This window comes from Methylobacterium sp. 092160098-2 (assembly GCF_028920805.1).
GTDB lineage: Bacteria > Pseudomonadota > Alphaproteobacteria > Rhizobiales > Beijerinckiaceae > Methylobacterium > Methylobacterium fujisawaense.
Window position 1 is genome coordinate 90,238 of record NZ_JAQPZJ010000002.1, and the last position, 25,467, is coordinate 115,704.

The 25,467-nt window shown below is 69.5% G+C and carries 23 protein-coding genes; 5 read left to right on the top strand and 18 right to left on the bottom strand.

Translation table 11 applies throughout. The features are described 5' to 3' along the window. Positions 1-6: 6 nt before the first annotated feature. The 4 genes from PQI07_RS25660 to PQI07_RS25675 all read right to left on the bottom strand — a co-directional run bounded on the left by PQI07_RS25660 (position 7) and on the right by PQI07_RS25675 (position 3,676). Positions 7-945 (bottom strand): DsbA family protein, encoded by a 939-nt coding sequence (locus PQI07_RS25660; protein WP_274927865.1) that lies wholly within the window; start codon positions 943-945, stop codon positions 7-9. Between the two features lie 22 nt (positions 946-967). Continuing rightward, positions 968-1,501, bottom strand: coding sequence for a hypothetical protein (locus PQI07_RS25665; protein ID WP_274927866.1), 534 nt, complete (start codon positions 1,499-1,501; stop codon positions 968-970). Positions 1,502-1,628: 127 nt separating this feature from the next. Further along, positions 1,629-2,303, bottom strand: coding sequence for a hypothetical protein (locus PQI07_RS25670; protein WP_274927867.1), 675 nt, complete (start codon positions 2,301-2,303; stop codon positions 1,629-1,631). 98 nt (positions 2,304-2,401) lie between these two features. Further along, the gene (locus tag PQI07_RS25675) at positions 2,402-3,676 is read right to left on the bottom strand and encodes a hypothetical protein (protein ID WP_274927868.1); all 1,275 of its coding nucleotides are present in this window, start codon (positions 3,674-3,676) and stop codon (positions 2,402-2,404) included. A 236-nt stretch (positions 3,677-3,912) separates the two neighbouring features. Here PQI07_RS25675 and PQI07_RS25680 point away from each other — a divergent pair, with 236 nt between their 5' ends. Together PQI07_RS25680 and PQI07_RS25685 are read left to right on the top strand one after the other, a co-directional pair. Further along, positions 3,913-4,287: a hypothetical protein gene (locus PQI07_RS25680; RefSeq protein ID WP_274927869.1), complete on the top strand. Its 375-nt coding sequence runs from the start codon at positions 3,913-3,915 to the stop codon at positions 4,285-4,287. A gap of 4 nt (positions 4,288-4,291) precedes the next feature. Further along, a complete protein-coding gene (locus PQI07_RS25685; RefSeq protein ID WP_274927870.1) occupies positions 4,292-4,858 on the top strand; it encodes a DUF1643 domain-containing protein in 567 nt (188 codons plus the stop codon). Positions 4,859-5,050: 192 nt separating this feature from the next. On the opposite strand, the gene PQI07_RS25690 is transcribed toward PQI07_RS25685, so the two are convergent. The 14 genes from PQI07_RS25690 to PQI07_RS25755 all read right to left on the bottom strand — a co-directional run bounded on the left by PQI07_RS25690 (position 5,051) and on the right by PQI07_RS25755 (position 22,210). After that, a complete protein-coding gene (locus PQI07_RS25690; protein WP_274927871.1) occupies positions 5,051-6,181 on the bottom strand; it encodes an acyltransferase family protein in 1,131 nt (376 codons plus the stop codon). Continuing rightward, on the bottom strand, positions 6,178-6,534 hold the full coding sequence (locus PQI07_RS25695; protein ID WP_274927872.1) for a hypothetical protein: 357 nt from the start codon (positions 6,532-6,534) through the stop codon (positions 6,178-6,180). Before PQI07_RS25695 ends, PQI07_RS25690 begins: the two co-directional genes overlap by 4 nt. A gap of 14 nt (positions 6,535-6,548) precedes the next feature. Next, positions 6,549-7,061 carry a hypothetical protein gene (locus tag PQI07_RS25700; protein ID WP_274927873.1) on the bottom strand — a complete coding sequence of 171 codons (513 nt, stop codon included), beginning with the start codon at positions 7,059-7,061 and terminating at the stop codon, positions 6,549-6,551. Between the two features lie 105 nt (positions 7,062-7,166). Continuing rightward, entirely contained in the window at positions 7,167-7,544 is a 378-nt protein-coding gene (locus tag PQI07_RS25705) for a hypothetical protein (RefSeq protein ID WP_274927874.1), read from the bottom strand. A 26-nt stretch (positions 7,545-7,570) separates the two neighbouring features. Continuing rightward, positions 7,571-9,172 (bottom strand): pentapeptide repeat-containing protein, encoded by a 1,602-nt coding sequence (locus tag PQI07_RS25710; protein ID WP_274927875.1) that lies wholly within the window; start codon positions 9,170-9,172, stop codon positions 7,571-7,573. Positions 9,173-9,237: 65 nt separating this feature from the next. Then, on the bottom strand, positions 9,238-10,851 hold the full coding sequence (locus PQI07_RS25715) for an RNA polymerase sigma factor RpoD/SigA (protein ID WP_274927876.1): 1,614 nt from the start codon (positions 10,849-10,851) through the stop codon (positions 9,238-9,240). A 76-nt stretch (positions 10,852-10,927) separates the two neighbouring features. Continuing rightward, complete coding sequence (locus PQI07_RS25720; RefSeq protein ID WP_274927877.1) at positions 10,928-11,593, bottom strand: hypothetical protein; 666 nt, start codon at positions 11,591-11,593, stop codon at positions 10,928-10,930. An 84-nt stretch (positions 11,594-11,677) separates the two neighbouring features. Then, positions 11,678-12,211 carry a hypothetical protein gene (locus PQI07_RS25725; RefSeq protein ID WP_274927878.1) on the bottom strand — a complete coding sequence of 178 codons (534 nt, stop codon included), beginning with the start codon at positions 12,209-12,211 and terminating at the stop codon, positions 11,678-11,680. Between the two features lie 3 nt (positions 12,212-12,214). After that, positions 12,215-13,081, bottom strand: a complete 867-nt coding sequence (locus PQI07_RS25730) for a hypothetical protein (protein ID WP_274927879.1) — start codon at positions 13,079-13,081, stop codon at positions 12,215-12,217. 68 nt (positions 13,082-13,149) lie between these two features. After that, the gene (locus tag PQI07_RS25735; protein WP_274927880.1) at positions 13,150-13,626 is read right to left on the bottom strand and encodes a hypothetical protein; all 477 of its coding nucleotides are present in this window, start codon (positions 13,624-13,626) and stop codon (positions 13,150-13,152) included. Between the two features lie 85 nt (positions 13,627-13,711). After that, a complete protein-coding gene (locus PQI07_RS25740; protein ID WP_274927881.1) occupies positions 13,712-15,757 on the bottom strand; it encodes an ATP-binding protein in 2,046 nt (681 codons plus the stop codon). 99 nt (positions 15,758-15,856) lie between these two features. Further along, complete coding sequence (locus PQI07_RS25745) at positions 15,857-17,155, bottom strand: HlyD family type I secretion periplasmic adaptor subunit (RefSeq protein ID WP_274927882.1); 1,299 nt, start codon at positions 17,153-17,155, stop codon at positions 15,857-15,859. Positions 17,156-17,157: 2 nt separating this feature from the next. Continuing rightward, positions 17,158-18,873 (bottom strand): type I secretion system permease/ATPase, encoded by a 1,716-nt coding sequence (locus PQI07_RS25750; RefSeq protein ID WP_274927883.1) that lies wholly within the window; start codon positions 18,871-18,873, stop codon positions 17,158-17,160. A gap of 118 nt (positions 18,874-18,991) precedes the next feature. Next, complete coding sequence (locus PQI07_RS25755) at positions 18,992-22,210, bottom strand: S8 family serine peptidase (protein WP_274927884.1); 3,219 nt, start codon at positions 22,208-22,210, stop codon at positions 18,992-18,994. A 213-nt stretch (positions 22,211-22,423) separates the two neighbouring features. On the opposite strand from PQI07_RS25755, the gene PQI07_RS25760 reads away from it, so the two are divergent. The 3 genes from PQI07_RS25760 (at position 22,424) to PQI07_RS25770 (ending at position 25,401) form a co-directional block, all read left to right on the top strand. Next, positions 22,424-22,549 carry a hypothetical protein gene (locus tag PQI07_RS25760; protein WP_274927885.1) on the top strand — a complete coding sequence of 42 codons (126 nt, stop codon included), beginning with the start codon at positions 22,424-22,426 and terminating at the stop codon, positions 22,547-22,549. A gap of 180 nt (positions 22,550-22,729) precedes the next feature. Continuing rightward, the gene (locus PQI07_RS25765) at positions 22,730-24,793 is read left to right on the top strand and encodes a sensor histidine kinase (protein ID WP_274927886.1); all 2,064 of its coding nucleotides are present in this window, start codon (positions 22,730-22,732) and stop codon (positions 24,791-24,793) included. Between the two features lie 92 nt (positions 24,794-24,885). Further along, positions 24,886-25,401, top strand: a complete 516-nt coding sequence (locus PQI07_RS25770) for a hypothetical protein (protein WP_274927887.1) — start codon at positions 24,886-24,888, stop codon at positions 25,399-25,401. The last annotated feature ends 66 nt before the right edge of the window (positions 25,402-25,467 follow it).

Below are 25,467 nucleotides of genomic sequence, written 5' to 3' on the forward strand. Positions count from 1 at the left end.
GGCCGATCAGAGGGCGGCGCGCGCCTTGGCCACGGCGGCGCCGAGGGCCGCATCGTCGACGAGACCCCGGAAGATCTCGCCCTTGCGCACGTAGACGAACGGCGTGCCGGTCAGGCCGGCCGCGGTCGCGAGGTTGGCGTTGACGAGATGGACGGCGTTCGAGGGCCCCTCCTGGGACAGGACGGCGGCCTCGATCTCGGCGGCCTTCTCCTTGCCGAGCTGGGCGACCATGAACGCGTCCACGTCCTCCTTCGTCCGGAGCGGAGACTTCCTTGCCATGAGGGCAGCGTGGACGTCGAAGTAGCGGTCCTTGGCCATGGTCCAGATCCCCGCGTCGAACGCCGCCGCATACTCCGAGCCCGGGCCGAGGATGCCGACCTCGCGGTGGATGACCTTCACGTCCGGGTTCTCGGCGATCAGCTTCGCGAGCCGGGGATCCATCTGCTTGCAGAAGCCGCAGTTCACGTCGAAGAAGTAGACGATCTCGATCTTTCCGTTCGGGTTGCCGGCCACGGGCACGACCTCGGCGTGGAACAGGGTGTCCTCGACCGCGTGGACCCGCGCCTCGGCCTCGTCCGCCACGGCCCGCTGCTGCCTCTGGATCATGCCGGAGAGCGCCTCCGCCATCTTCTCAGGGTTCTCGCGCACCCACTTCTCGACGGCGACCGGCGTGGATCGCTCGACCACCTCGCGGACGATCGACGGGAGCTGCCGCTGCACCTCGCGGCGCACGAGATCCTCGAGATCGGTGCCGGCCGCCACAGCCTGGGTTCCCATGGAGAGGTTCGCCAGCAGCCCGCGCCCCGGGGTCGAGACGCCGGCGATGGCCACCGCGGCCAGCGAGACGGTCGCGAGAAGCATGAAGCCGTAGCGGCGCATGTGGGACATCCGGAACTCGAAGGAACGAATCGAGTCGACCATGGCCTGCATGCGCCGGACGCGCAAGCGACCATTCCTTCGTTCGGACTCAGGAGGGCTTCGCGCCGAACATTCCGCCGCCCGTCCGACCGCGATACGGCTCGCCCTCGTCGATCAGATACATGTCGACCGATCCGGCCTCTCCGTCGCCCTTGGCCGTGACCGGTCCCAGCACCTTCACGCGGAAGCCGCGCGGGTAGGGCCTGTCGTCGCGCCCGCGGATCTCGAACGCGATCGACGCCGACGTCTGCCCCCGCTTCATGTCCAGCGTGCCTTCGGGGAAGCTGCCGCCGAAATCGTCGGCGTCCGCCGCGTCACGGCCGGCAGGCTCCACCCTCCACTTGAACCTGCCCCGGCGGGCGTCCTCCTGCCTGATGAGCACCACTTCGGCCTGCGAGCGGCCACCGGCGCCGGGGGCGCCCACGGCGGGGCCGTCGATGGCGATCGCGAAGGAGGGCGGCTCCGACGGCATGGATGGCACGGCTGCGGCAGGCGCCTCCCGAGGCACGGATTGCTCGACCTGCTGAGCCCAGGCGTGGCCGGACGCGACGATCAGGGCTGCGGCTGCGAAGGAACGGATCATCGCTCCTTCATGGCAGGATCCGTGCGCACGTCAATCGGATGCCGATGTCGCTAGCACGAACGGGCGCAACTTAAGGCGGCGGAGTGTAGCCAGTTCGAACACATTCCACATTTCGTTTATACTATCTTCAGTAGTATCTCCTAACATTATTCGTGAACGATAATTCATCGGCAGCCTCGAACAGTTTCACGCAATGTGCACCAGAGAGAGTGACGACGACGCGCGAGTTTACTGAGGCTTGTATCGAATGCATGTTTACCGCATTTTCATTATCCGTTTTCGTTCCACTTGTGTCCATGCTATTTATTTTACGAATTAGATCCGATCTCATACCATCGAGATCTGGCGAGGTCGTCCAGCGTCTTTTTCTCAGATCTTCATGACGACTTTCATATAGCGTTATGGTCTGAACAAGTCCGAGCAGCATGAGTTCGTAGAGCGAAACTTGCAACATTTGCAGTTCGGCGTGGGTCTTGGCGCGTTGCAGCCTATCTTCGAACGCATCCTCCCTGGGATTTTCTAATGCGCGCACGTACAGATAGGCGAGTAGTCTGAACTCGTCTACGCTGATCGTTTTAACTAAATGATTATAGATGCCAGCTTCGACGGCACGCAATCTCGATGAGATGTACGTCGATTTTTTCAATATTGCCGCCTGCGCTTTGGACTGCCTGTTCTTTGATTTCTTCTTCAAGAAACCCTGAACGGCAGTAGCAAGGGCCGACACAGACACACCAATTGGGATCGATGTAACACCTGCTACCGCAAGTCCAGTTCCGAGTAGAGTTGGGAGACTGGTCATGTCGAGAACAGCCTCCCTCCTTTTCTCGAACGAGGTGGCGTCTATATCCTCAAATTCGTCTAGGTTCATTGGGTGCCAATTACCTTCTTATTGTCGATTTATGGACGAAGAGATGTTGTGTGCATCGCATCCTGCTTGATGCCCGGTCGATGCTGTTCCGCGAGCTGCATGGTCCGTATGCCGGCAAAGGCATGGATCTCGGACCGCAGCCGCTCCTCGGTCGCCTCATGGAAGCTGCCGATCGTCCACGGATGTCCGGCCTCGTCGAGGGAGGGCAGACCCATGCCCGCCACCACGTCGGCCAGCGGGCCGGTCATCGGCTTGCGCGGATTCGTCATGCGCGCCGTGATCAGGCTCAGCGCCACGTCGTTGCCGAACTGGACGGCGACCAGAAGGTCGGCCGCATCGTGCCGGCCCGGCGCCGCCTGCTCCAGATGGGCCTGCGCCGACTTTGCGTTCGCGGCTCCGACGACGGCGCTCGCATGGATGTCGTTTCGCATTCCCTCGAACGTGTCCCGGGCGCCGCCGACGGCTACCAGGGCGCCCTGAGGCGTGCGCCTGATGCTGGAGACGAGATCGCCCACGCCGAGCGAACCGCCCCAGCGCGTCATCTCCTCCAGGAACCGCTGCTCGCTGTAGGCGAACATCCCGGCCACCCGCACCCCGCTGTTCGGAAGGGCTCCCTGCTCAGCCGCCGCGCCTGAACGCCAGGAGAGGGCCATGATCAGGGCGGGATCGGCGCCGACCGTCCGGGCGGCCGCATTCACGTTCTCGACGACGTCCTTGCCGACGCGGATCGACCCGCGCCCGGTGCCGAACACGTAGTCACCGGCCTGACGGTCCAGGACGACGGCCACGGGAGCGGCGGGCGGGGGCTCGACGGGACCGTAGGTCGGAACGCCGTAGCCGCGTCCGGCACCGTAGGCCGGCACGGGGGCGGCCACGGGACCGCCGTAGCCGTAGGCCTCGTAGGCGCGCCGCTCGCGCCGCTCGGCGGCGTGGTCGATCACCCGGTCGAGCCTGCGTTCGAGAGCACCCTTGATGCCGCCGAGGAAACCCGGTCGCGCCTGGCCGATCCTGTCGTCGTATCGCAGCTCGTCGTAGCCCCGTGCGTCCTCGCGGCCGCCGGCGTATCCGGAGTCGTACCGCTGATACCGATCCGATGCGCCGGGATACTGCACCTGCTGCTGTCCGGGAGCCGCGTAGCCCTGCGGTGCCGCGGCCGCCTCGTTGCGCACGTCGACGGAAGCTGCGGCACCGACGACCAGAGCGACCGCCAGCATCTTCGACGAGGCGCGGCCGATCGCGGCAGGAAGGAACGCTTTCGTCGGCGTGCCGAAGAGGCGTTCGGCGGCCTTTCTCGATTGGCTCATGACAGTCTCTCCGCGTATCCGCGTAGAGTGCAGAGGGATCGTGAAAACGGCAACATTGAGCAAAGGAAGGAACCGGGCGGGACTGCCACCCCCTTGCGCAAACTCGGCGTTGGGGACAGGGTCGTGCCGATGAAGGAACGATCGCCGACGGCCGACCCACCCGGGCCCCGCCGCGTCGTATTCCGGCTCCGCCCCGGTCGGCGGATGGCGCCGGGCAACCTGGGAGCCAGATCGTCATGCAAACCGCCTTCTCAGTGGAGGCCATCCGCCGTGCGGTTCTCGTCGTGGGCAAGGGCCGCGTCGAGGTCGACCGCTTCTCCGACGGTGTGGCCGTCAGCATGTACGGAGCTTCGTCGAAGCTTCACGGTGCCTTCCTGGTCCGCGACGGAGTCGCCTCGGGCTACGACCCGGAGGCGATGTCCGACGAGAACGTGCTGGAGGTGCTCCGCCGGGATCTCGCCGGCCAACCGGTCAGCATTCCGATCGAGGGCCTCGGCATCGAGCTCGTCGCGGCGCAGTTCGACGAGACCTTCGACGTGCTGGTGAAGAACGCCTCGGGCGAGCCGATCCACGGCGACACCGTTCCGCTCGCCGTCTTCAACGTCGCCTGACCGCATGGTCCTGCCCGCCTGGACCGAGGACGCCGCCCACTTCCCGGACCCGCAGCACAGGGTCTGGCTGCGGCGGCGGCTCTCGATGTTCGGGGTGCCGCTTGTCTTCGTGCTCTACAATCCGTCCAAGGCCGGCCACGAGCGCGACGACGCCACCGCGCGTCGGGGCATCGGCTTCGCCAACGCCGTCGGGGCGAGCGACCTCGTGTTCGTGAACGCCTTCACCGGCATCGCGACCGACCCCGACGACCTCGCCGCGATGGACGATCCCGTCGGGCATCTCGCCGACGACGCCCTCGAGGCGGCCGCGGAATTCGCGCGGCGGCGCGGCGGCGTCATGGTGGCCGCGTGGGGCGCTCCCAAGGGCCGCGCCTCGACGCGGCGCCTCGCGCTGGACCGCTTCGAGCACATCCTCTCCCTCGGCCTGCCGCTGCACGTACTGCGGATGACGGCTTCCGGGTTTCCCGAGCACCCTCTGCGTCTTCCCGCCGATCTCAGGCCGGTGCCCTGGATGGTGGGAGCCGACGCGCCGGCGGCGGATCCGGCCATCTCCGCTCCCATCCCGCGCTGAGTTCGTCCGCCCGGATCCGCCCGGCCGGACACGAGGCCGAAGCGGCGACCCGGACGGTCCGTGCCGTCTTCGCGGTCCGGCCGCCGCGCCCGCGGGCGGCGTCGGCGCCGGGGGTCAGCTCCAACGCCGCCTGGAATTCGGAACGGGGCTCTCCCGAGTAGGCGAGCTTCGGGCGATCGGTGCGCGGCATCTTCAGGCTCCGTTCTCGAGGGCGACGACGCCGGCGTGGCGTCGGATCCGGTTCGCGAACCGTTCGGCCAACCGGCCGCCCAGTTCCCGGCACGGCTGCTCGACGAGACGATGCGAAAGCACCGCCGCCGCGACGCAGAAGGGGAAGGTCGCCGCCGCAGCCAGCATCCATCCGGTCTGGGTTGACGGCAGGGCGCCCGCGCGGGCGAGGATCTCGTGCCACGCGTTCAGGACCGGCAGATGCCAGAGGTAGAACGAGTACGACACGGCTCCGAGCGCGGTCAGCGCGCGGGGTAAAGCCCGGGTGGTAGGCTCCGCGCAGGCCGTCGCCGCCACGACCGCGGTCGCCCCTAGACCGACGACAAGGAAGCCGACCGAACCCGAGTGGCTCGATACCATGACCGGTGCGAGCAGCATCGCCGACAGGCCCGTCCAGAAGACCCGGCCCCGACCGATCCCGACGATCCGGTTCCGGACGCGGTCGAAGTCGACGAGGGCCAACACCGACCCCAGAACGAGGGCGTCCGGCCGGAAGAACCACGCGCCCTGGCCCGAGCGGTCGAGCGCCACCACGCATGCGAGCAGCAGCAGCAGCGCGGTCGCTGCGGAGCGGGCGGACGCGATGAGGACCAGCGGCGCGAGCAGATAGAACTGATGCTCGAGCGCCAGGGACCACATGTGGCCGAGGATCTCGGCCCTGGCGCAGTCCGAGGCCGCATGGACCGTGCAGAGCCAGCCGCGCAGGTTCGCGGCCCCCGCGAGCGCCCAGCGCGCCTCGTTCAGGACCAGCGGACCCGACGAGGCGTCCGCATGCCGGTCCACGGCGAACGCGAAGGCGCAGACCGCCGCGACGACCGCCAGGGCCGCCGGCCAGAGCCGGAACGCCCGGCGCACGGCGAACGAGGCGACGGCCGGGAGCCGGCCGCCGGCGCAGGCGTCCGAGACGAGTCCCCTGACCACGACGAAGCCGGAGAGGGCGAAGAACAGATCCACTCCCGTCCACCATGCCGGCACGTACACGGGGATCGCGAAGATCCCGTCGGGAAGCGGCAGGATCTTCGGCAGATGGTCGAGCAGCACGAAGAGGGCGGCGAGGCCGCGCAGCGCTTCCAGCTGCGGGATGCGCCTGCTCAAGCCTCGTCCGCCGGCCGCAGCCGTCCGGCCCAGGCTCTGAACGCCAGTGCGCGATCCTCGTCGGTGTCGAAGCCGTCGCGGGCCGCCCAGTCGAGAAAGGCATCCCAGCCCGACCCCGCAGCCGGAGGCTCGCCCCGGCCGCCGTACGGCGGACGCCCTGTCCGGCGCTCGGGGACGGCTGCGCGACCGGCCTGCCGCATCGCGTGCGGGGCGGCGGCGGCGGGGGCGCCCGGGCGCGCTGGAGCGGCGCCGGAAGGCGGAGGCCTGACCACCTGCGGGCGAGGCATGATCCCGCGGATCGGCCCCGCAGGGACGGAGGAGCGGGGGCGCTCGATGTCGAAGCGGAGCGACACGGACGCCGCTCCGGTCAGGGCGCGACCGTCCGCCATGCGCCGCCGGGCGTGCGGCAGGCGGTGGCGGTGATCGTCGGATTGCGGCCCTCGAAGTAGACCGAGTGGGTGTACTCGCGGCACTGGCCGTACCCGGTGAGGTAGGCCGGGCCGGCCAGGACCGATCCTTCCGTGCCGTCGATCCCGTTGCGCCAGGAGTGATGGACGTAGCTGCGGGGATCCTCCAACGCCCTGAACTGCGCCTGAAAGGCATCCGCCAGGGAACGCTCGTCGAGGCGCGCTCCGAGTTCGCTGCCGGCAAGACCGCCGAAATAGGGGCGGTTCGCCGTCCGAAGGGCGAGCATCTGCTCGTTGATCGTGGTGGGCTTGGACGGATCGGCCACGACGGTCGTGCCATACGGATCGCCGGCCAGGGCGCGCGAACCGGGAAGGACCGCGCGGCCCGTGACAGGATCGCGGGTCTGGCACGCGCCGAGGGCGAATACCGCGAGAGCGACGGCCGGAATGACGGCGCGACGGAGGGGTGTCATCGAGTTCCGTTCCTTATCGAAGGAATGAAACGACCATAGCCCATGATCGGTCCCTGGCAACCCTCCAAGGAAATCCATGCCGCTCATTCGAGAGCTGTCCGCCTCTCATCGCGGCGAAGGGCCCTCGACCGCATCCTCCGGTCCGTCGACGACGGCGAGACCGGCCTGGAACGCCTCCAACGGCGTCGCGAAGGTGCCGACGACGAGCTCGTGGGCGTCGTTGCTCTCCATCGCGACCAGGAACGGGGCCGCATGATCCGAGGCGCGGACCATCGTGACGTGGAAGCCGTCCTCCCTGGGCGTGACCACGACGATCTCCCGCGGATCGCGGCGCGTACCCCCGAAGACCAGACGCTGTGCGGCGTCGATGAACACGAACCCGGGGTCCTCGCCCGTCGTCCTGTTGAGCGCGAACTCCTCGACCTCGCTGCCGTCCTGGCAGAAGTCGACCAGCGCGTGCATGTTGTCCTGACGCTTGCCCATGTCGCTCGTTCCTTCCGTTGTGCCGATCACATCCCGAATGCGGGAGCTGCAGGTGAGTCCTCGATCTGCGTCTCGGGCCCGGCCGCCGCAGGCCCCCGCCGGCGTCCGTTGACCCAGGTCTCCTCGCGGCAGTCGACGTGGAGGACCGCCGGCCCCTTGTCGTTGTCGAGGCGGCGCGTGCCGTTGAAGACGAGGAGCGTTCCGTCGGCCCCGGCCCTGACGACGTTCTCGTCCGGCAGGCGCAGGTGGCCGAGCATGTGGTCCTGAAGCACCGCCCGCTCGAAGGCCTGCACGGCGAAGTCCCGGCCGAAGGAGTGCAGACACCCCGGCGGTATGTCGCCCTGTCGGCAGAACAGGTGTCCCTGACCGTCGAACCCCGCCATGGCCCTGGTGCCGTCGGGCCGGTTCCAGACTGCGATCACCGCGCCGGTGGGATCGAAGCGCAGGACCTGGGGCACTTCGTCGTCCGGTCCGCCGGGGCGCACCAGCACGACGTCGGTGGCGAGCGCGTAGTCCCGCTGCCGGTTGGCGTGGATCGTCGCTAGAGCGAGGGCGAGGTGCCGCCGATCGCAGAAGACGACCTCGGTCGCCCCCGCCGCGATGCGCCCGACGGCCGAGAGGTAGCCCTTGCCGGCCGCGTCGGCGCCGGTCGCCTGGAGGGCTGCAGTCATGTGGCGGGCGCCGGCGACGAGGCCGAGCGCCATGACGTCCACCGCAGCGGCGCCGGCCCTGCGTGCGGCATCCAGGAACATGCGGGCGCGCGCCTGCACGTGGCCCAGATGGTGCGCCAGCCGCTCCTTGATCTCGTCGGCGACCTTCTCCTTGATGAGGAAGGCCGCGCCGATGGCGAACCCGATCACCGAGCCTTCGGACATCCGCCCGGCACCGTGCTCGAGTTCCTCCATGAATGGCACGTGGGTCATGGCGGCGACCAATGACACAGCCGAAACCGTCCATGCCGTATGCTTCAGGACCGTCGTCCAGCGATGGTCCCGACGGAAGGCGCCGACGGTCGGGCAGAGTTCCGCGTCCGCGTAGCGACCGCCCACGATCATGGTCCCGAGGGTGCGGTCGGGGAGCGACCCGACCGGAAGCGGGATGGAGGAACGCAGATCGCACCGGGAGAAGTCCGGCTCGACCATGTGGGCGCCTCCGAAGTCCGCATTCCGCAGCCGGGCGTCCGTCAGGCTCGTCTTCCGCATGCTGGCCTGGGCGAACGTCATGTTGGCGCCAGCGACGTCGTCCAGATGGGCGCCGTCCAGTATCGCCCGGCGGAAGGACGACCAGGTCAGGTGGGCTCCGGATAGCCGCGCGCGGGTCAGGTCCGCGGCCTCGAAGCGGGCCCGGCGCGCCTGCGCGCCCTGCAGCTTGGCCTCCTTGAGCGAGGCGAACCCGAAATCCGCGTCGTGTAGGATCGAGCCGCGGAAGTCCGCGCGGTCCAGGCGCGCCTCGACGAACGAAGCGCCGCGGAGGTCGATCTGCGTGAGGTCGGCATCCTGCAGGTCGGCGCGCGCGAAGGACGCACCCTCCGAGACCAGTCGGCCTATCAGGGCCCTCCGGCTCTCGGCCCGGCCAGAGTGCATGACCTCGCCGTCGATCGACTTGATCTCGAAGACCTTGCCAGCCATCCCACCCACCATCGAAGGAACGGAAACAGCCTAGCCTGTGGCGTCGAAAACCGGAAAACGCCCTGTCATTCCTCGTCGAGGAACTTGCGCAGGAAGGTCCCCATCTCGGGTGCCCGCAGCTTCTGCAGCGCCCGGGCCTCGATCTGACGGACGCGCTCGCGGCTGACCTGGAAGACCTGGCCGATCTCCTCCAGCGTCATCTGGTCCGCATAGCCGATGCCGAAGCGCATCATGACGATGGTGCGCTCCCGCTCGGGCAGCTCGCTGCAGACGTCGAGCACCGCCTCCTTCAGCTTCGTCAGATCGGCGAGGCCGATCGGATCGGGCGCCCTCTCGTCCTCGACGAGATCACCGAAGCGGACGTCCCCCTCCTCGCCGACGGGCAGGTCGAGCGAGACGGTCTCGCGGGACATGTTCAGGAGACGCTCGACCTGACGGACCTCCAGTTCGAGCGCGGTCGCGATCTCGTAGGTGCTGGCCGGCCGCCCGAGCTCGATCCGCAGACGGACCGCGGTCCGCTCGATCTTGGCGGCCTTCTCGTGGAGGTGCACAGGCAGGCGGATCGTGCGTCCGTGGTCCGCGATCGAGCGAGAGATCGCCTGCTTGATCCACCAGATCGCGTAGGTCGAGAACTTCCAGCCGCGATGGTAGTCGAACTTCTCGATCGCCCGCATCAGCCCGATGTTGCCCTCCTGGATGAGGTCCAGGATCGGCAGGGAGCGGTTTGTGTACTTCTTGGCGACCGAGTAGACGAGCCTCAGATTCGAGGTGACGAGGCTGTCCCGGGCTCGGCGGAGATCCGCGTGGGCGACCTTGAGGTCCCGCTGGATGGCCCTGAAGCGGGAGACGGGCACCCTGAAGGGAAGCACCACGTCGTCGATGGCCCGGGCCGCGGCCTGTGCGGCGTCCGGCGCCTCCGTGGCACCCGCGGGGCGCGAGAAGGGACCGACCCGGGCGAGCACCGCATCCTCGACGCGGTCCGCCCCGTCGAGGACCGGCACGAGGTCGGCGGCGATGCCGCCTCTATTCTCGACGATGCGTCCCAGAACGCGGGCCGCCGTCATGAGCGCCGTGCCGGCGACATTCACGACCGCCGCGAGCTCGTCGATCCGGTCCGTGGAGAGCTTGGCCGCCTGGACGCGGTCGGCCGCCTCCGACAGCCTCTCGGGCTGCGCCGCCGCGGCGGCGCACGAGATCAGGATCTGATCGATGCTGTCGACGGCCCTGTCCCGCAGGGCTGCCGTCTCGCCGTCGGCCTCGGGGCCGTCGACGTCCTCGTCCTCGCCCGCGAACAGGTCCCAGGGACGCATCGTGCCGAGAACGAGTTCGTCCCGCCACTTTCCGGCGAACCTCTCCATCAGGCCGAGGGTGATGAAGGATCCGAACATCGAGATGCGGGCGACCTCGATGCGCCGCGCGAGCGCCTGCTCCTCCTCCCGCTTGAGAACGGGATGGCGCCCGATCTCACGCGAGTAGACGGCGAGGGCGTCCGCGGGCAGCCTCTCCTGACGCTCGACGCGATCGTCCGGCGCAGGGGAGATGCTGTTGCTCTCGCGGTGTCTGGCGACGGGATCCTGCCGACGCCCCGGCTCGCGGACGACCTTCCTGGAAGGTACGTCGGCGAGCACGGCCGGGCGTGCGGCACGCTCCGATCGTCCCGTATCCGGTCGTCCGTCCATCAAAGAGATCCGCAAGAGGTCATCCTTAAGGGGACCTTGATGCAGATCCGCGGGCCTGTCCAGCGAAGGAACGAAGTCAGGTCCTCGGGCCGCTGCGTTCCTTCGGCGTGTGCGCGGGAACGAGATGGTCCAGGATCCGCAGAAGGGCCGAGGCCCGCTCGTCGAGCGATCTGCCCGTCAGCGTAAGGACGGCGTGGTCCCGGCGCAGCCCCGGCGGCAGGCGTTCCGGTGCGATCTGATCGGCCCAATCCCGCAGGCGCCGCTCGACCATCCCGGTCTCCTCGGCATCGAGGGTGCCCGGAGCCGGCCCGTCCATGAGATCCCGGCGGGCCTTGGCGAGAGCCTTCACGTGAATCTCGCGAAGTCGTTCGGCGATCGCCTCGGCCTGAGGAAAGGTGTCGCGGAAGGCCTGAAACAGGTCGAGCGCGTCGGCTGCGGCCGGGCCGACGTCGTCGCCGTACCTGCGCAGGCCGCGCAGCGGCCCCGACTTGATGAACGTCTCCAGGTCGGAGATCTCGTACGAAAACAGGCGCGCGCCCTCGCGGTCGTGGAGGATGTCGAAGACGCCGGCGTCCCTGAGGCCGATCTCGGCAGCCAGGATCCCCGCGCCGTCGATGTCGCGCGCCTCGAACACCAGCAGGAATCGGCCCGTGGCGTCGAAGGCCTTCAGCATGGCTCCGGACTCGCGCGCGCCCCAGGCGGGGCCGGTGGACCCGGACAGGTCGTGGTGTTCGTCGGACATCGCATCGGTTCCGGCGGACCGCTTCGCGGAGAAGCCGTCGTTGCTGCACGGAACGTCGACGAAGGTGTCGCAAGACACAATCGCTCAGCCGGGGTGGGAACGGCTCCGCGCCAGCCGCAAGGTAGGGAGCGAGCGCGCGGCGATGCGCTGCCGCAGCCAATCCCCGGTGGAGAACCAATCCACACCTTCGGGATGGATGAACACCGCCGAGCCCCCGAACGGCGGGCGGCCGGCGACGGATGGATGGGCGATCTCGACCTCGACGAACGGGAGCCGAACCGGATCCCTGACGCACAGACCTCTCAGCACCTCGGTCCACTCGATCCCTTCCCCGAGATCGATGTCGACCGGGCCGTCGTCGAACTCGACACCGTCGAGGATGGCCGAGAAGCGCATGCAGATCTTCGGGCAGATCTGCCACGATAGCGATACGAGCCGCCTGAGCACGTCCAGCTGCTCGGTCGCGAACGGCGGAAGTCCATCCTCTCCGTGCAGGGTCAGGACGCCGTCCGCTTCGCGCGCCCTGAAGAGGACCTCCAGGTACCAGCGCTCGAGTGGGGACGGGATGTCCGCCGGGACAGGCGTGCGTACGACGACGGACTCGCGGATCTCGGCCATGGATCAGGGAGCGGGTGGCGGTAGGAACTCGTCGTCGTCCCGCGCGGCGGGAACGGAGGCTCCCAGCACGGCGGAGAGGTGCCGCACGACGTCGTCGCGCTCGTCGTGCAGGAGCGATGCCCGGGCCTCGAGCTCCGCCGCCATGCGGCCGATCTCCCGGGTCCGGGCCACCGTCGCTGCATAGGCCGCTGCGGCGACGTCCTCGGGATGGGCCGCCAGATAGGCGCCGACGGCGTCCGCGATCGCCATGTCGTCGATGCCGGCGGCACCCGCCAGAATCAGTTCGCCTCCGACGCGGATCTCGACGTCCCCGGTCGACGTCGCGCGGAGATGGGCCGGCACGCCGTCGATGCGGATCTCCGCTCCCGTCGGGCCCGCCCGCCAAGCGGCTTCGGCCGCGACGCCGACGCCGGCGAGGTGCTCCACGGCGTCGTGGCGCATGCCGCGCGGGGCTTCGGCCAGCGCGCCCCCTTCGTGATGGAGGAGCCGACGCGCCGCCGCCGCCGCGGCGTCGACCACCCATTCCTCGTCCTCGTAGGCCATCCACGGCCGGTGGAGCGAGGCGAGGTCTCCGCGCATCTCGCGCAGAACGAGGCCCTCCAGACGAAGCGCCGCCTCGGCGAAGGAACGCTCCAGACCCTCCAAGGCACCGCGCGCGCGGGCTTGGAGATAGGCGGTCCGATGGAGCGAATCCCGCGAGAGCTCCCCGGTCTGGAAGGCATGGGCGACTTCGTCGCCCCGCCACTCGGCGACGACGTCCCCGACATCTCCGTCCGCGGTCTCGAGGTAGAGGACGACGTTTGGAACGCCCAACACCTCGGTGGACCCGACGATGGTGTCGCCCACCCCGATCCTCGCCTGGAATGGCATGCCTTCAGATCTCCGCGCCGCCCCACGATGATAGGAGGCGGGCGTATGCCCTTCAACGGCGTCGGCCGTCACGGCGCGGGACCGGGTGCCGCCTCGGGCTCGGACCACCCCGCGTCGAGCCAAGCCGCCTGGGGCGTGGCCGCACCGAAATGCGCAGACAGGATCCCGGCGAGGGCGCGATGGCGGCCGTCGTCCCCGATGCCGTGTTCGGCCGCGGTCGCGAGGTCCGCTTCGACGAGGAGCGCCCCGTCGCACGACTCCAGGCTGCGGAGCTTCTCCCGGACATCGTCCCATGTGCCCAGGCCGTCGCCGTCGAGGAGATAGGGTCTGCCGTCGATCGCGATCTCGGCGACCGCATGGTCCAGCCGCCCCGGCCGCCCCGCGAAGCGGATCCTCGCGACGTCCGCCCCCAGCCACTCCCGGACCGCGAGCGCGAGGGACAGACAGCCCCCGTCCATGAATCCGAAATCCGGCATCTCCGCGAGCATCGCATCGGATCGGCACAGCCGGGCGAAGGCCTTGCCGAAGCCGCTGCCGTTCGACACCCGTCCGCGTCCTATCCGTTGCAGCCTGTGCATCCCGCGCTCCTCTCCCCGAGGGTGCAGGGCATCCTTGCAAGCGGCAACGGCCTCAGGCGGCGAGCTTCCGGCCGCCCGTCGCGGAGCGGACCGCATCCAGGGCCTCGCCGAACTCGGTCTCGACCCTCGCCAGGATGCCGTCGCCGGCCGCGGCGATCGGGTCCGGAGCATCGTGCACGGTACGGCAGAGGCGATACATCCGTTCGGCGCCCGTGTTCGAGGCGCTGCTCAGGACGGCGTGGACCGTGTCGCGGAACCGGCCCGTCTCGCCGGCGGCGTACGCATCCCGCATCTCGGCCAGGAGCGGCGGCACGTCCTCCTCGAAGATCGAGACCATGTCCTCGAGGAATTCCACCCCGCCGAGGTCCAGGAGCTCGCCGATCTTGGCATCGTCGAGCACCGGCCCCTCGTCCTGCTCCGGACGCGCCGGTGCTTCGACGGCCCCGGGACCCGCCACGGCCTGCGCGATGGTCGAGAAGAGCACGGCCCGGTCGATGGGCTTGGTCACGAAGCCGACCATGCCGGCATCGGCCACCGCCTTCCGGGCCTGCTCCGTGCCGTCCGCCGTGAGGGCGATCAGAGGCACGCTCGACGTGCCGCCGCAGGCGAACGAGAACAGGCGCGCGGCCTCCACCCCCGTCATGACGGGCATGTTCAGGTCCAGTAGGGCGACGTCGAACTCCGCGTCCACGAGCGCGTCGAGAGCCTGCCGTCCGTCCTCGGCCAGGACCACCGAATGCCCGGCCTTGGCGAGGATGCGCTCGGCCACGACCCGATTCGACCGGTTGTCGTCGGCCACCAGGATGCGCAGGCTGCGCCCGATCGCGATCCCGACCGCAGGCTCGGCCTCGTCCGGCAGGTCGGCCGCAGGCAGCGGCAGCTCGAACCAGAACGTGCTGCCGGATCCGACCGCGCTCCTGAGGCCGATCGTCCCGCCGTGGAGCTCGACGAGCTGCCGGCAGATCGCCAGACCGAGACCGGTGCCGCCGAAGCTGTCCAGGATGCTGTCGTCGGCCTGAGAGAACGGCTCGAAGATCCGCTGACGCGCCTCGGGCGCGATGCCGATGCCGGTGTCGTTCACCTCGAACCTGACGACGCCGTCCCCGACGGACCGGACCCCGATCGAGACGCCCCCCAGGGCCGTGAACTTGACCGCGTTCCCGGCGAGGTTGACCAGCACCTCCTCGACGTGGCGTCGGCCGCCGAGCACCCCCTCCGGCAGATCCGGCGCCACGTCGACCGTGAGGGCGAGACCCTTGGCGCGGGCCTGCGCGGTCACCATTGCGACCGCATCCGAGACGGCATGCCGGAGCGGGAAGGGCGCCTTCTCGGCGGGCATGCGCCCGACCTCGAGACGCGAAAAGTCCAGGATCGTGTCGATGTGCGCCAGGAGGGAGCGCGCGGCGGTGGAGACCGTCCGGTTCATCTCGCTCTGCTCGCCGTCGAGGCGGGTCTCGCCCAGAAGGTCCGACATGCCGATGATGGCGTTCGGCGGGGTCCGCAGTTCGTGGCTCACGCCGGCCATGAAGTGGCTCTTGGCGCGGCTCGCGGCCTCCGCCTCGGCCTTCGCCTTCTGCAGGCGGGCGAGCAGCGAGCGGGCGTAGATCGGGATGACCGGCAGACCGCAGAGCAGCGAGACCGACATCCGCCACTGCTCGGCGAACTCGCGGTTGAGCAGGATCACGAGCGCGAATCCCATCGCCGCCAGCACCGTTCCCGCGAACATGTACCGCCCGCCGTAGCGGATGCCGTTCCCGAGGAGCGTCCAGATGTAGACGGGATACAGGAACGTGGCGTCCACGCCCACGAGGTACATGCAACCCGAGGGCCCCGCGATGTCCAGGACGAGGCCGAAGGCCTTGCGGAGCGTGCGCTCCTTCGGATCGAGGGCGACGCTCGTGGCCAGGGCAACCGCCGACACCACGTAGACGGCCGCCAGCAGCGCGCCGATGCCATGGAGCTCGCTGCCGTACCAGTTCCAGAGCATGAGACCGATGATCGGATACGCGACGAGCCGGTTGCGGGCGATCTCTCCTTCCGGCGCTGCCGGGCGGCAGACGAGCCGCAGGATGTCCGTTAGGCTGGTCGGTCGGTTCATGTCGGTTCCGTCGGAGGAAGCACGCGGCGTCCACGCTAGCGGGCGCCCATTGAGATTGTCTGAAGGAACGGCCGTCAATCCGAAGGAACGGAGAGCCGTTCAGTGCTCCAGGCCGGCCTTCGAGAAGCCACGCATCATCGGCTCGGCGAGCCACGTCAGCAGGGTGCGCGGGTGGTCCTCGATGAAGGCCTGGACCGGCATGCCGGCCATGAGCTTCGCGTGAGGCGCGAGGCGTGCGACCTCGTCCCGGTCGATGGCGACCTCGGCCCGGTAGTAGAATTCCCGGGTCGCCGGATCCTGGACCGCGTCCGCGCCCACCTTGCGGACGTGGCCGGGCAGGGCCGGAACCTCCTTGGGGGAGAACGCCGTCACGGTGACGCGGGCCTTCTGTCCGACCGCGACGTTGGCGATGTCCACCGGCCGGACGCGCACCTCCAGCACGAGCGAGCCGTCGGTCGGCAGGATGTCGGCGATGGCTCCGCCCTGAGGAACGACCGCTCCCGGCGTGCGGACCTTCAGAGACACGACGGTGCCGGCCTCCGGCGCCTTGACCTGCTGGCGCCCGATCGCGTCCGTGCTCGCGGCGATCTCGTTGGCGACGGTCGCGGCCTCCGCCTCCGTCTTGGCGAGATCCTCGCCGATCTGCTGGCGGAACGCGGATTCCTCGCCCTGCAGGGCCGTCCGCGTATGCTCGATGTCGGAGACGGCCGAGGCGATCTGGCCGTCGAGCGAGGCCCGCTGGGCGTCGATCTGGGCCATCCGGGCCTCGAGCGCCAGCATCCGCGGCCGGGTGGTGAGACCCTTGGCCAGGAGATAGCGGGTGTCGTCGACCTGCTTGACGACGGTGCCGCGCTCCGCCTCCGTCGCGTCGGCCTGCCGGCGGTAGGCGGCCACGATCGCCTCGGACTTGCGGATCTGCTCGGACAGGCCCTCGACCTTCGCCTTGTGGCCGGCCCGCCGGGTCCGGAGGATCTCGCCCTCGTTGGCCGTCACGGCGGCCAGGGACGGATCGCGGGCCACGTCCGCCGCGAGGGGGCCGAAGTCGGCCGGGCCGCCGTCGGCGAGCGCCTTCAGCCGGATGCGGGCGGCCGCGAGTTCCGCGCGGCGGTGGACCTGGTTGTCGTAGGCGGCCTTGGCGCGGACGTCGACGAGCACAGCGATCGGCTGCCCGGCTGCAACCGTGTCGCCCTCGGCCACCATCATGCGCTCCAGGATGCCGCCTTCCAGGTGCTGCACCGTCTGCCGACCCGAATCCGGCGAGACGATCCCGGGGGCGAGGGTGGCGGACGCCAGAGGCGCCAGCGCCGACCATGCCCCGAGCATGGTGACCGATCCGACGGCGGCGGCGAGGGCGAGGGTCCGGGGACCGCGGAGCTTGGTCTGGAGATCGCTGCTCATGGTCAGGCTGCCTTCCGGTCCTGGGACTGCGAGGCGTTGCGGCGCACCTGCGCCTCGGCCGCCGCGCGGAGGTTGTCGAGCGCCCGGCGGGCGGTGTCGTCGTAGATCTTGCGGCCATCCTCCAGGGCGATCACGCGGTCGGCCACGGAGAACAGCTGGTAGCGATGGGTCACCACGAAGACGGTCACGCCGCGGCCCTTGAGCTCCGAAAGGGTCTCGGCCAGCGCCGCGTCGCCGGACGTGTCGAGGCTCGCGTTCGGCTCGTCGAGGACCAGGAAGCGCGGCCGGCCGAACAGCGCCCGGGCCAGGGCGACCCGCTGCCGCTGGCCGCCCGACAGGGGAGCCCCGTTCTCGCCGAGCCGGCAGTCGTAGCCGCCCGGCAGGCGCAGGATCATCTCGTGGCACCCGGCGAGGGTGGCGGCCGCGACGACGTCGGCGTCGGACCCGGCGGTGAAGCGGGCGATGTTCTCCTTAACGGTCCCGGCGAAGAGCACGGAATCCTGGGGGAGGTAGCCGACGTGGTCGCGGCGCTGCGCCTCGGTCCAGTCGAGGATGCTCGCCCCGTCGAGGCGGACCTCCCCGCCGGTCGGGCGCAGGGCGCCGACCAGGACCTTGCAGAAGGTGCTCTTGCCCGAGCCCGACGAACCGATCACGGCGACGATCTGGCCGGCTCCGGCGTCGAGCGAGATGCCGTCCAGGATCTCGCGTCCGGTGGTCGCGTCCCGGTAGGAGACGTTGACGATGCGCAGGTCGCCCTTCGGCTCGGGCAGTTCGGTGGTGGCGGACGCGTCCCATCCGCCGAAGGCGCGACGCAGACGGCCCCAGGATTCCCGCGCCGACTGCAGAGAGCGCCAGCCCGAGATCAGGCCGTCGATGGGGGCCAGGGTCCGGCCGAGAAGGATCGACGACGCGATCACCACGCCGGCGGAGGCTTGGTTGGTCATGGCGAGCGCCATGCCGACGGCGAGGATCAGGGACTGCGAGCCGAGGCGGACCGTGCGCGAGATCGTTGCCATCGTGGCGGCGACGTCGGTGACGCGGCGGGTGCGGTCGAGGACGCCGGCGTTCGCCTCGATCTCGCGCGACACCATCGGACCGCACATCGAGAGGCCCGCGGCCGCGTCGCGGTTGCGCGAGATCTCGTTGAGGCGCTGTACGACCACGGCCTGACGACGGGCGGCCTCCTCGGAGGCGCGACGGGTGACGATCTCGCCGACCACCGCGATCCCGAACAGGATCGCCGACGTGGTCAGGGCGTACAGGCCGACGTAGGGGTGCAGCAGGAAGCAGACCAGCAGGAAGAGCGGGAACCACGGCAGGTCCAGGATCGCCTTGACGCCGTTCGAGGACACGAACGCCCGGATCGTCTTCACGTCCGAGACCGGGTTGCGCTCGAGGTCGAAGCGGCCGGAGGTCGAGAGTGTGGCCGCGTGCGGCAGCAGGCTCTCCTCGACCCACTCGCCGACACGCGACGTCATGCGGTCGCGCGCCAGCTCCAGGGTCGCCACGAAGCCGAGGCTCACGACGAGGGCGGAGGTCAGCAGCACCAGGGTCTCGAAGCTGCCCGAGTGCTGGACCCGGTCGAAGACCTGCATCGAGTACAGCGGCGCCGAGAGCATCAGGACGTTGATCGCGATGCCGGTGCCGGCCAGCGGCGTCAGGGCGACGCGGCTTTCCCGGACCATGCGGTCCAAGGGGGTCGTGGCATGCGCGTTCATCCGGGCCTCCTGAGTGGACCCAGAATGCCCGGCAAACTCTTAATCCGGGTTTCCCCGATCGTGAGATTTTTAAGCGATCGACGCTTTCGTTCCTTCCTTCCGCGTCGATTGCTTCCCGTCACGCGATCAGGATGTCGCTCGCCTGCAGATGCTGGCCGTTCGTGATCTTCGCGATGGCCTGGGCGGCCTGACCCCCGTCTCCGTCGGCATCGAAGAACAGCGTCGAGGACGCGGTCTCGAAGAAGAGGCCCGCGTGCCGACCGGAGAAGTCCACGTGGTCGCCCGAGGCGAAGGTGCTCGAGTCGACCTTCTTGCCCGCGAAGGCGTCGCCGAACTCGGAGCCCTGCAGGAGGATCTTGTCCTCGCCGCGCACGAAGTCCGTGATCAGCTGCATGCCGATCTTGGACAGCTGGAAGAGGTCCGCTCCAGCCCCGCCCGTGAGCGTGTTGGTGCCCGGACCGCCGATCAGCAGGTCGTTGCCGTCGTCCCCGAACAGCCGGTCGTCCCCGTCGCCGCCCCGCAGGATGTCGTTGCCGGCGCCGCCGTGCAGCTCGTCGTCGCCCTGGTTGCCCTCGATTGTGTTCGAGCCGGCGTCGCCGAAGATCACGTCGTCGTGGCGCGAGCCGGCGACGTTCTCGAAGTTCCTGATGGTGTCGCCCTCGGCGTCGCCGCCGCTCACAACGCCGGTGGTGAGGTCGACGTTCACGCCCGCCGACGAGTTCAGGTAGGAGAGCCAGTCGATGCCGGCCCCGCCGTCGAGCACGTCCCGACCGGTCCCGCCGTCTATCCAGTCGCTGCCGTCGCCGCCCGTGATCGTGTTGACGCCGGAGACGCCGATCAGCACGTCGTGGCCGCCCAGGCCGTCCGCTTCATGGGTCGCGTCGTCGAGACGGATCTCGTCGTTGTGCTCCGACCCCCGGATCGCCTCGATGTCCTTGTAGCTGTCGCCGGCCGCATCGCCCGTGTTGTTGGCGGTATCGCCGAGATCGACCACGACGCCACTCGAGGCGGTCTCGTAGCTCGCGGTGTCGTGTCCGGCTCCGCCGTCGAGCACCTGCCCGCCCGCACCGCCGACGAGGACGTCGTCGCCGTCCTGGCCCATCAGCACCGCGCCTTCGACGCCGGACCCGTGAAGGGTGTCGTTGCCGGCACCGGCCTCGATGCGGGTCACCCCGTCGCCCGCATGGATCTCGTCGTCGTGGCTGGAGCCCACGATCGTCTCGATGCCGGTCAGGCTGTCGCCCGCCGCCGAGCCGGCGTTTCGGGTCTGGTCCGTCATGTCGACGACGGCCCCGGTTGCGGCGTGCTCATACGTGACGGTGTCGACGCCTTCGCCGCCGTCCAGCCGGTTCCCACCCGTTCCGGAATGGAGGATGTCGTTGCCCTGGCCGCCCTCGAGCCAGTCGCCGCCGCCCTTGCCGTCCAGGACGTCGTCGCCGCGACCGCCCAGCAGATGGTTGGAGGCCTCGTTGCCCGTGATGTGGTCGTTCCCGTCGCCGGCCACGAAGTTCTCGACGACCGTTCCCGGCGCGATGGACACCTCGCGACCCGCGATGGTCCCGCCCTTCGAGAGATCGAAGTGGATGTCCGAGGTCACCGGAGACGCGTTGATCGTGTCGGTGCCGCCGTCCGTATCCGTCAGGGTGGCCCGGTCGCCGGTGCCGACCTTCGCGAACTCGTCCGTGTAGACGTAGAGGTCGTCGGCGGTGTGCTGCGCGCCGTACGCGGTCAGCGTCATATCGTGGAATGTGCCGTGCGTATCCGGCGCGTTGTCGGTGACCCGGACGGTCCAGGTGCCCTCGCTGCCCTCGCCGCGGAACTCGTTCGACATCAGCTCCCAGCCGCCGGAGATTGCGGAGCCGGAGGCGTTGTTCTGGAGCAGCTGGGATACCGTCCCGGACGGCGCGACGAGCTCGATCGAGAGCTGGCCGGCGTTCCCATGCTGGAGGCCCGCGAAGTCGAGGACCATGTGTTCGACGTCGACGCCGGCGCCGAGGGCGAACCTGTACTCCGTGGTCGCCGCGTCCTTGATGTCGTAGTTGCCCGCTCCGAGGCTTCCCGAGACCGAGACCTCGTTGGCGCTGGTCTGGGCCGGCCCGGCCACCAGCCACGTCTCCGCGAGCCGGACCGCGGCGTGCGCGTCGACGAGGCCGAAGCCGTAGTCGTTCGAGAAGTGGAGACCGCCGCCGTTCGCGTTGTCGGCATGGTTCTCCGCCCACGTGTCCTTCTCGGCGTACTTGGGTGCCGAACCGACGTCGGATCCGACCTGACGGGCCGAGTATGCGAGGATCGCCTGCGCATCCCGCCAACCGATGTCAGGGGCCGCCTCCAGCATGAGGGCGCCGACGGCGGACGCTTCCGGCGTCGCTGCCGAGGTCCCGCCGAAGCCGGTGGTGTAGTCGCCGGCGGAATAGCCGTCCGAACCCGTCTTGTCGGTGGTCGCCACGGCGTTGGCTCCGCCGTTCGACAGACCCGAGACGAGGACGTTGGCGCCGGGATTGGAGTAGTAGCCGACGTAGCCCTGGTCGGTGACCGCGGCCACGGTCGTGACGTGGCGGTCGACGGTGAAGCCGTGGTCCTCGGCGGAGTCCCCGCTGGCGCGTCCGTTGCCGGCCGCGGCGAAGATCAGGGTGCCGAGACCGTCGCGGCCCGCGTCGGCCCCGTCCTTGATTCCGGAGAAGAAGGACGACTGCCACCCGGCGTTGAGCGGGTTGTCGGCGAACGGACTGGTGAAGCCCCAGGAGTGGTTGACGACGTCGTATGCCGACTGGTTCGCCATGGCCGGGAAGAGCGCGCCTCCGCCGGAGAGCACGTCGACGCTGGTCAGGTGCGCTCCGGGAGCCACGCCGACGGTTCCGACGCCGTCGTCCGCGGCCCCAATGATGCCGCCCACCGCGGTTCCATGAAGACCCGAAGCGGTACCCTGGGCGCCCGTCTGCCCCGGAGCGGTGTCGATCCGGCCGGCGAATTCGGAGTGGCTCGTGTCGATGCCGTCGTCGTAGACGCCCACGTGGACGCCCTTGCCCGTGAATTCCTTGGCGATCGGCGCGACGTTCAGGTCGATGCCGGCCTTGGCGCCGTTCTGCCCCGTGTTCGAGAGGTACCACTGCTGGCCGAGCATCGAGCCCACGGCAGGGGTCGAGAGGGCGGCGGGAAGCGCGAAGGAGGCGGTCGGCGGAGAGAAGAGAGCCGCGGGCGTGGCGAACGACGTGTCGATGCCGACGCCGAACGGGGCCGCCGGGCCGGCGAGGACGCCGGTCCGGCCGAAATCCGCCTGCTCGATGCCGGTCCGGTCGTCCTGGTCCTCGTCGCCGTAGACCGTCTTTCCCGAAAGCATGTTCGCTCCGACGGGCCGATGGCCGGCCCTCGGGAAGGCGAATACCCCGGCTTCCTCTAAATCCACGTTCCAGGATTCGTTCGGATTTGAACGATCTCGCCGTTCCTTCCATGGCATCACGGGGCGCCACCGGAACAAGGAACGGGATTGACCTGGGCGCCGCCCGGGGACACCCTTGCGAAGGAGCCGCACCGTCCAAGGAATACATCACCGATGCCGGATGCCATCTCGGTAACAGGTCCCGTTCCCGCAGCCGCGGCGGCGATGATCGACACCATGGTCGACCACGCCGTTCCGCTGGCATCGGCGGTCTCCAGGCTGCGCGCGATCTGCGGCTGACGCGGAGGCGCCACGATCCGGTCGCACAATGCGGTCCGGAAGCGGCGGCGCCGCGCACGACCATCGAAGGATCGACCAGCCATCGGAGCTACGTAGCGAGCACACGCTGCTCCGGACCGAGACGACTTGATTGCGGATCGGCTTCCCCATGCGGGAGCCGCATTCCCTGCGGAGCTTCAGGTGAGCGCAGCCCTGTCCATGACATCTACGTCCATGCGGAAGTCGGGACCGGACGTCCGACCCGTCGCCGCGACGGAGGCGCCGGCGGCATCCGGCAGCCGTCTCGTGTTCCACATCGGCGGCCTGTGCCTCGGCATCGCCATCCCGCTGCTCGGCATCATCGGCGGGGCCCAGTGGAGCTACGCCACCCGCGAACGGGCCGAGCTCGAGGCCAGCGCCATAGGACGCGCCCGCGACGTGGCGACGGCCGTGGACCGCGAACTCGTGGGCCTGACGTCGGCGCTCGACGTCCTGGGCACTGCCGCCAGCCTGCAGCGCGGGGACCTGCCCACCTTCGGCGAGATGGTGGCCGGGGTCTCGAAGCGCACCGGCGTCGTGCCGCTTCTGCGCGGCACCGACGGCCGGTACATCATCAATCCCTTCTTCCCGACCGGCGAAGCCGTCCCCGAACCCCGCATCTTCGACGTCGACCAGGCGGCGCTCGGGAACGGCGAGGTCCAGGTCACCGGCTTCTTCAACGAGGCCACCACCGGCGCGCCGGTCTTCGCCCTGGAGGTCGCTGTCCGGAAGCAGGACGCGCCCGCCTACCTGCTCGGCATCGCCGTGCCGGTCGAGCGGATACGCACCGGCATCGCGCCCCAGGCGACGGGCGAGACGTGGACGGTGACGGTGGCGGACGGGAGAGGCCGCCTCATCTTCGGGACCGGCGACCCCTCCGTGCCCGGCAGCCAGACGACGGCCTTGCCGAAGGACGTCGCCCACGAGCCGGAGGGCCTCGTGCTGCGCGAGGCGAACGGCGCGCAGCGCGTCGTCGCCTTCGCCCGATCGCGACGCAGTTCCTGGACAGTGTCCGTCGAGACGAGCAGGGCGGCCTACGAGGCGCCGCTCCGCCGCTCCCTGCTGTTCTTCGCGCTCGCATCCGGCGCGGCGATCCTCCTTTCGCTCGCCTTCGCCGTGGTCGCCAGCCGACGTCTCGCCAGATGGCTCGGCAACCTCGTCACGCGCGCCCATGCGGTCGGGCGCGGAGAGACGGTCGAGAAGGTTCAGACCGCGGTCGCGGAGGTGGACGAGGTCGCGCGGGCCCTCGATGCCGCGGCCCAGGAGGTGCGCAGGCGTCTCGCGGCGGAGGAGGCCGCGGCCGAGGCGGGTCGACGCATCCTGTCCGTGTTCGAGAGCATCGGAGAGTCGGTCGTCGTCGTCGATCGCGTGGGCCGCATCGTCCACGTCAACGATCTTGCCAAGCGCACCTTCGCGGGCGGAGTCGACGTGGTCGGGCGCAGGGCCGTCGAGGTGTTCCCCGCAAGGGATGCCGTCGGTCTGCTGAGGATGTTCGCCAAGGCCCGGTCCAGCTCGACCATGCAGCGGGGCGAAATCGCCCATCCCGACGAGGGCAGGTGGTACGAGACGACGGTCGTGCCTTCGGCCGACGGCTTCACGGCGTTCCTGCGGGACGTGACGGAGCGCCGCCGCGCCTCCGAGTATCGCGAGATCATGGTGCGCGAGCTACACCACCGCGTGAAGAACACGCTCGCGACCGTGCAGGCGATCGCCTCGACGTCGGCGCACACGGCCGTGGACCTCGAGGCGTTCAGCGACGCCTTCTCCGACCGCATCGTCTCGCTGTCCCGGACGCACACGCTCCTGCGCGAGCAGTCCTGGGAGCGGATCGACCTCAAGCAGCTCGTCGCCGGCGAACTCGCGGCATACGAGGAGGGCGGACGCGTCGCCCTGGACGGTGCCGAGCTCCAGCTGCCGTCGGGCCTCGGCATGACCCTCGGCATGACCGTCCACGAACTCACGACGAACGCGGTCAAGCACGGCGCACTGTCGGATGCGCACGGCCGCATCGCCGTCCGCTGGCGCCTGGAGGAAAGGGACGGCGCGGCGCGGCTGCTGTTCAACTGGACCGAAAGCGGCGGCCCGTCGGTCGGCAGGCCGATACACAGGGGGTTCGGCAGCCAGCTGCTGGAGAAGATGCTGGCGCGCCAGTTCGACGCGAGCGTCCGTCAGACCTGGGATCCGACCGGGTTGCGCGTCGACATCGATGCCGCGTTCGGAGCCTGAACGATCGAATTGTCGGTACCGGTGCAAACCGGTCTTCAAGGCATCCGATCCATGGTGGTCAGGCAACCCTTCGTCCGGATCGTCCCCGCACCATGTCGCCCATCGCACGCGTCGCCCTGGCCGTTACGCTCGTCTCGCTCGTTCCGACCGTTCCGGCCATGGCCGACGACCTTCGCAGATCCCACGTCTGGACGGTCTCGCAGTCCGACGGCCGCGAGCCTCCAAAACTCGGTCTCCAGGCGCGCAACCCGGAGCGGCGATCCATGTCCTTCGAGCGGTTCTTCATGACGTGCCGCAAGGCCGGCGGCGTCGAGATGGTCGCGTGGCCCGTCGACCTCCGCGCGAAGGATCCCGAGCCCGGCATCGACGCGAACTTCATCACCGACAACACCGGTCACACGATGCCGAATTGGCGCAGGTCCTTCAACGAGATGGACGACGTCACACAGGTTTCGGTGGTCTCGCCCGACCTGGGCCCCGTCAGGGACATGCTCGGCGCCGGGTCGATCCGCTACGGCGTCGAGGGCGTGGCCATGGCGCTGCCGAAGGCCTCGCCGGCCGTCAGGGCCTTCCTGGCGGAATGCTCGCGCTGGTCGGGTCGTCGCTGAAGGCTCGAACGAAAACGGCCGCTCCCGGAAGGAGCGGCCGGAGCGGCGTCGGAGGACCCGACGGAT

Coding starts and splice junctions, on each gene's coding strand:
- PQI07_RS25665 (WP_274927866.1), bottom strand. CDS start 1,501: ATGATCCGTTCCTTCGCAGCCGCAGCCCTGATCGTCGCGTCCGGCCAC.
- PQI07_RS25670 (WP_274927867.1), bottom strand. CDS start 2,303: ATGACCAGTCTCCCAACTCTACTCGGAACTGGACTTGCGGTAGCAGGT.
- PQI07_RS25675 (WP_274927868.1), bottom strand. CDS start 3,676: ATGAGCCAATCGAGAAAGGCCGCCGAACGCCTCTTCGGCACGCCGACG.
- PQI07_RS25680 (WP_274927869.1), top strand. CDS start 3,913: ATGCAAACCGCCTTCTCAGTGGAGGCCATCCGCCGTGCGGTTCTCGTC.
- PQI07_RS25685 (WP_274927870.1), top strand. CDS start 4,292: ATGGTCCTGCCCGCCTGGACCGAGGACGCCGCCCACTTCCCGGACCCG.
- PQI07_RS25700 (WP_274927873.1), bottom strand. CDS start 7,061: ATGACACCCCTCCGTCGCGCCGTCATTCCGGCCGTCGCTCTCGCGGTA.
- PQI07_RS25705 (WP_274927874.1), bottom strand. CDS start 7,544: ATGGGCAAGCGTCAGGACAACATGCACGCGCTGGTCGACTTCTGCCAG.
- PQI07_RS25710 (WP_274927875.1), bottom strand. CDS start 9,172: ATGGCTGGCAAGGTCTTCGAGATCAAGTCGATCGACGGCGAGGTCATG.
- PQI07_RS25715 (WP_274927876.1), bottom strand. CDS start 10,851: ATGGACGGACGACCGGATACGGGACGATCGGAGCGTGCCGCACGCCCG.
- PQI07_RS25720 (WP_274927877.1), bottom strand. CDS start 11,593: ATGTCCGACGAACACCACGACCTGTCCGGGTCCACCGGCCCCGCCTGG.
- PQI07_RS25725 (WP_274927878.1), bottom strand. CDS start 12,211: ATGGCCGAGATCCGCGAGTCCGTCGTCGTACGCACGCCTGTCCCGGCG.
- PQI07_RS25730 (WP_274927879.1), bottom strand. CDS start 13,081: ATGCCATTCCAGGCGAGGATCGGGGTGGGCGACACCATCGTCGGGTCC.
- PQI07_RS25740 (WP_274927881.1), bottom strand. CDS start 15,757: ATGAACCGACCGACCAGCCTAACGGACATCCTGCGGCTCGTCTGCCGC.
- PQI07_RS25745 (WP_274927882.1), bottom strand. CDS start 17,155: ATGAGCAGCGATCTCCAGACCAAGCTCCGCGGTCCCCGGACCCTCGCC.
- PQI07_RS25750 (WP_274927883.1), bottom strand. CDS start 18,873: ATGAACGCGCATGCCACGACCCCCTTGGACCGCATGGTCCGGGAAAGC.
- PQI07_RS25755 (WP_274927884.1), bottom strand. CDS start 22,210: ATGCTTTCGGGAAAGACGGTCTACGGCGACGAGGACCAGGACGACCGG.
- PQI07_RS25760 (WP_274927885.1), top strand. CDS start 22,424: ATGCCGGATGCCATCTCGGTAACAGGTCCCGTTCCCGCAGCCGCGGCG.
- PQI07_RS25770 (WP_274927887.1), top strand. CDS start 24,886: ATGTCGCCCATCGCACGCGTCGCCCTGGCCGTTACGCTCGTCTCGCTC.